Source organism: Mesorhizobium sp. M7A.F.Ca.AU.002.02.1.1, assembly GCF_003998535.1.
In the GTDB taxonomy this organism is placed as follows: domain Bacteria; phylum Pseudomonadota; class Alphaproteobacteria; order Rhizobiales; family Rhizobiaceae; genus Mesorhizobium; species Mesorhizobium ciceri.
Window position 1 is genome coordinate 1 of sequence record NZ_RZPB01000867.1, and the last position, 2,294, is coordinate 2,294.

Here is a 2,294-nt window from a genome sequence, read left to right on the forward strand (position 1 = left end):
GTCGCAGGTGGCGCAGGCCGAGACTCCAAAACCCATAAAGTCCTGCTCGGTCGGGATGCCCAGCCATTTCGCTTGCGCGCCGGTCGCGATGATCAGCGCGTCGGCGGTGTAGGTGGTGCCGGAATCGCCCTTGGCACGGAACGGTCGCACGTTGAGGTCGACCTCGGTGATGATGTCGTTGATGATGTCGGTGCCGACATGCTCGGCCTGTTTCAGCATCTGCTCCATCAGCCACGGACCCTGGATCGGGTCGGCGAAGCCGGGATAGTTCTCGACATCGGTGGTGATCATCAACTGCCCGCCCTGCTGCAGGCCGGCGACCAGCATCGGCTTCAGCATGGCGCGGGCGGCGTAGACCGCCGCCGTATAGCCGGCCGGGCCGGAACCGATGATGAGAACGGGCGCGTGCTTGGTGGTCATCTAAAGCCTCTGCGGAGGGCTGCCGGCAATTGCGGCATGGAAAACTCGATCATTGTCGCGCGTAATGTAAGTGTTGCCCACGACGCCAGCAAGGCAAGTTGGAGTTCGTCCCCGGAAAGCTTTGTCACACCCTGTCGCCTGCGGATCCCGCGAAATATTCCGGGCGAAGGATGGAATGGACAGCGAAGTCGTTTAATTACAAAATCACGCAAGATTCTTGCGTGTTGCCCCTCATGATCGAGAGCCCTCATGCCGCTCAAGGCCGACCTCGACGCCATCGACTGGAAGATCCTGCGCGAATTGCAGGGCGACGGCCGCATGACCAATGTCGAACTGTCGAACCGCGTCGGCATTTCGGCACCGCCATGCCTGCGCCGCGTCAAGCGCCTGGAGGAAGCCGGCATCATCCGTGGCTACCGCGCTCTGCTCAACGCACCAGCGCTCGGCCTTGATGTCGTTGCCTTCTGCCTCGTCGGCCTGCATCATCAAGCCGATGCCGAGCTGCGCATCTTTGCCGAGCGCACCCGCGGCTGGCCGATCGTACGCGACGCCTGGATGGTGTCGGGCGAATCCGATTTCCTCCTGCATTGCGTGGCGAGCGACCTCGGCGCCTTCCAGAGCTTCGTCATCGAGGAACTGACCTCGACCCCGAATGTCGACACGGTGCGCACAGCGCTCACCATCCGCCGGGTCAAGGACGAAGGCTTGGTCTCGTTCGCACAGCCTTGAGCCGGTTGAACCGCAACCGGCTTTCGCCGATGCGGCCTGAGCGCCTCGCCATATCAGCGCCGCTTTGGCGTTCGATAGGCTCTCCTGTGGAGCCGGATGTACTGCCGTAGCCACCTTGCTGGTTTCCTAGAGCAATTCCAGAAAAAGTGTGTAACGGTTTTCCTGGGAAAAGCGCATAGCGCTTTCGGGATTGCATAATACAGGTGGCGCAGGGCAGCCCAATTCCGAGAACAGTGTGCCGTGGGGTGGGACGATGACTCGATTTTCTAGCCCGGTTTCGGCGCTGGTCATCTGTATGAACGAGGCCGACATGATCGGCGAATGCCTGGAAAGCGTCGACTTCTGCGCCGAGATCATCGTCGTCGATTCAGGCTCGACGGACAGCACTCTGGACGTCGTCAATGCGTTCATCGCCAAGGGCTACCCGATAAGGCTGTTTCACAATGATTGGCCGGGCTTTCCTCGTCAGCGGCAATTCGCGCTCGATCAGGCCACCCAACCGTGGTGCCTTTCGATTGAAGCCGACGAGGCCATCGATGACGTTCTCAGGCAGTCGATCACGAATGTGACGCAGCTTGGGAACGATGCTTTCGACGGATGGTACATCAGGCGCCGCGACAAGCTGAAGGGTTATGGCTATGCGCACCGCTGGGTGCTTCACAACAGGCTGCTGCGTCTTTTCCGGCGCGACAAGGCGACCATGGACCTCAATCTGCGGGTCCATGAGTCGTTCGAGGTGCCGGGCGAAACCGGCACCATAGAAAATGGCGTGCTGCTGCATCGCCGCGAAATGACTATTGCCGAGGATCTGGCGAGAGCCAACACCTACTCCAGCCTCAAGGTCGCCACGCTGGTCGAACGAGCCAAGAAGCCTGGCCTGATAAGACTGGTGCTGTCGCCGCTTGGCAACTTCCTGAAGTTTTACCTGGCCAAGCGCTACTTCCTGTGCGGCCGGCACGGGTTCGTCTATTCGATGCTGGTGATGGTGTATTCGTTCGCCACCGAGGCCAAGCTCTATGAAGCCTGGCGGGACAACGATCGGGTATAAACCGTTAGGGCGCGCCCGAGGCGGCCCCAAGTGCAGCTATTGCGGCGAGCAGGCCGTCGAAGTCCGCGCGGTCGCACCAAGGCCGAATTGTGAAGCC

General features: G+C 60.8%; 3 protein-coding genes. 2 read left to right on the plus strand and 1 reads right to left on the minus strand.

Annotated features, from left to right (window positions below):
* Positions 1 to 420, minus strand: a 420-nt coding sequence (locus tag EN879_RS32545) for an FAD-dependent oxidoreductase (RefSeq protein WP_164767869.1), incomplete at its 3' end; no start/stop codon positions are given.
* 249 nt (positions 421 to 669) lie between these two features.
* Here EN879_RS32545 and EN879_RS32550 point away from each other — a divergent pair.
* Together EN879_RS32550 and EN879_RS32555 are read left to right on the plus strand one after the other, a co-directional pair.
* The gene (locus EN879_RS32550; RefSeq protein WP_013530077.1) at positions 670 to 1,149 is read left to right on the plus strand and encodes an Lrp/AsnC family transcriptional regulator; all 480 of its coding nucleotides are present in this window, start codon (positions 670 to 672) and stop codon (positions 1,147 to 1,149) included.
* A gap of 253 nt (positions 1,150 to 1,402) precedes the next feature.
* Positions 1,403 to 2,197, plus strand: a complete 795-nt coding sequence (locus tag EN879_RS32555; protein WP_063168809.1) for a glycosyltransferase family 2 protein — start codon at positions 1,403 to 1,405, stop codon at positions 2,195 to 2,197.
* Positions 2,198 to 2,294 lie beyond the last annotated feature (97 nt).

What these genes read in the sequence shown, in the direction of transcription:
- EN879_RS32550 (WP_013530077.1), top strand. Translation starts at nt 670, where the DNA reads ATGCCGCTCAAGGCCGACCTCGACGCCATCGACTGGAAGATCCTGCGC.
- EN879_RS32555 (WP_063168809.1), top strand. Translation starts at nt 1,403, where the DNA reads ATGACTCGATTTTCTAGCCCGGTTTCGGCGCTGGTCATCTGTATGAAC.